Source organism: Betaproteobacteria bacterium (assembly GCA_016791345.1).
In the GTDB taxonomy this organism is placed as follows: Bacteria; Pseudomonadota; Gammaproteobacteria; order Burkholderiales; family JAEUMW01; genus JAEUMW01.
The window spans coordinates 1-2,655 of record JAEUMW010000002.1 but is presented as its reverse complement, the minus strand read 5'-3'; the positions used below and the strand labels follow the sequence as shown (position 1 = coordinate 2,655).

Annotated in this window: 1 protein-coding gene; it reads right to left on the bottom strand. The window is 67.0% G+C overall.

Translation table 11 applies throughout. The features are described 5' to 3' along the window. A partial coding sequence (locus JNK68_00080) for a ribonucleoside-diphosphate reductase, adenosylcobalamin-dependent (protein ID MBL8538743.1) occupies positions 1 to 2,510 on the bottom strand: 2,510 nt, incomplete at its 3' end. Positions 2,511 to 2,655 lie beyond the last annotated feature (145 nt).

The following is a 2,655-nucleotide window of genomic DNA, read 5'->3' as shown; positions in this document are numbered from 1 at the left end:
CCCGTGGGCGCGATGGAAAGCAGATGACTGTTGCGCAGACCGTGCTCGCGGATCTTCGCCTTCACCGACTCCGGCAGGCGCGAGGCGAAGCGCGGCGCCGCGAGATACTGGTTGGCATCGAGCAGCGGGAAAGCACCTTTCTCCTGCGCCAGCGCCACCGAGGCGAGATACGCCTCGTCGCGCATGAAGGCGGCGATGCGCGCGGCCATCGTGCGCGCCTCGGGCGTGTCGAAGCGTAGCCCAAGCATGATGAGCGCATCACCCAGGCCGGTGAAACCGAGCCCAATGCGCCGCTTTGCCTTCGACTCCGCATCCTGCTCGGCGAGCGGCCATACCGTGACGTCGAGCACGTTGTCGAGCATGCGCACCGCCGGATGGATCACCTCGCGCAGCGCGTCGAAGTCGAACGCCGCATCGTCGGTGAATGGGTCGGCAACCATCAGCGCGAGATTGATGCTGCCGAGGCAGCAGCAGCCGTAGGGCGGAAGCGGCTGTTCGCCGCAGTTGTGAACGTAGAGCCCGTTCGCGTCGAACGCGTGGACGTCGGAGACTGAGACGTCGAACACCGCTTCGACCCCGTCCCCGACCACGCTGTCGACGGTTGCGACGAAGCGCTCGCGATTGAGACTGCGCGCGTAGCACGCAAGGAGCGCATCGAGTCGCGCCGATTTCTCCGTGTCGGCGAAGCCGACCAGCTCGCGGAACCGCAACAGGTTGTCGTTGCTGACGACAAGCTCGTGCACGGCCTGCGTTGCGTACGTCTTTTCGCCGCCCCTGCCGTCGGGCATCGTCTTGCATCCGGCCGGCCTGCGCCCGGTGTAGAGCTTCGATGCGATGCCCAGACGCAGCAGCATGCGCTGCGTGCGCGTCAGATTCTCGCGATCGGTCTGCGTGAGACGAACGCTGACGCCTTTCTCCTGCGATCCCTGGACCGAGCCGTCAGCATCGAACAAACCGCGCAAGAGCCCGCGGCAGAAGTCCGACGACGCCCGCTCGATGCCGTCCGTAATGCGCTTGGCGCGCGGCGCCAGACCGAGCGAGAGCGCCAGCCGGCGCAGGGCGCCTGAAGCCAGCCGGAACTCACCGCGTCCGGCGATGGGGGATTGCCAGCCACGGAAATCCGCACGGTGGGTAAGCGTGCTCGCAGCCGCCAGCGCCGCCTGCATGATGCCGGACACGCCGGGCGAGGGGATCCAGCCGCCGTTTGCTTCGCGGCGTGCGGCGGGGTCCCAGACGCTCAGGACCGCCTTGTCCTCCTTGAGCGTCCCGTCGCCGATCAAAAGACCCACCAGATAGCCTTCGGCTTCGGTGTGTTCTCCAGCCCAGCCGGCGCTGGCGCGGTGATCGTTGAGGACGACTTCGTCACCGCTGCGCAGTGCCCCAGCCGGGACCCACTCGGATTCGAGCGCGTTGCGCGACTGGTGCGTCACGCGCCGTACCGGATGGTCGGCCGTCAGTCGCAGGCCATGTCCCTCTCGGGTCGAGAGGCGGAAGACGGGCTTGTCGCCCGTCGGAAAGAAGCCATCGGACAGGACCGCGTGGGCACGGCCGTCGACCAGCGCTTCGAATCGAGCGCCGATCAGGTCGCGCACTTGGCGCGCTCCGCCTGCGGTCATGACCCACGTCTCCGCCGTGACGCAAGGATTCGTGGCCTCGATCCGCTCGACGTAGGAGAGGTTGTTGTCCTCGTTCACGCGGTCGATGAAGATGACCCCCGGCTCGGCGTGGTCGTAGGTGGAATCCATGATCTGCTTCCACAGCTCGCGCGCCTGCACCCGGCGATAGACCCACACGCCGTCCTCGCGCCGGTATGCACCCGCCTCCAGAAAATCGGCCGAAGGCTCGCGCTTGTGCACGAGCTCCCAGGCACCGTCGGCTTCCACCGCGCGCATGAAGGCGTCGGTCACGGCGACGCTGACGTTGAAGTTCCTGAGGTCGCCGTGGTCCTTGGCGTGAATGAAGTCCTCGAGGTCGGGGTGGTCGCAGCGCAGGATGCCCATCTGCGCGCCGCGCCGCGCACCGGCGGATTCCACGGTCTCGCACGAGCGGTCGAACACGCGCATGTACGACACCGGGCCGCTGGCGCGGCTGTCCGTGCCCTTGACGTGGGCACCGCGCGGGCGGATGGCGGAGAAGTCATAGCCGACGCCGCCGCCGCGACGCATGGTCTCGGCCGCCTGCATGAGGGCGACGTAGATGCCGGGGCGGCCGTCCACGCATTCGGACACCGAATCCCCCACCGGCTGCACGAAGCAGTTGATGAGGGTGGCGCGCAGTTCGGTGCCGGCGGCGGAATTGATGCGGCCGCCGGGGATGAACCCGTTCTGCAGGGCCTTGTAGAAGACGGGCTCCCAGCGCGCCGGTTCGCGCTCGACCGCGGCCAGCGCGCGCGCCACCCGACCGCGTACGTCCTCGACGGTGTGTTCTTCGCCCTTGGCGTACTTTTCCAGCAGAACGTCGAGAGTGACCGGCTGGGGCAGTATTCCGAGATTGCCGTCGTATGGTTTCATGGTTGTCGCAACTCAAAGAAATTAGGGGACACGGACGTTGACCGCACTTCGCCCGGAGAATCAAGATATTGTTGTGAGGAGCCGACCGTGGAACGACATATGGTAGCCGAAGCCGGGCAGCTTCTCCATCGGGCAAGCCTGCCCC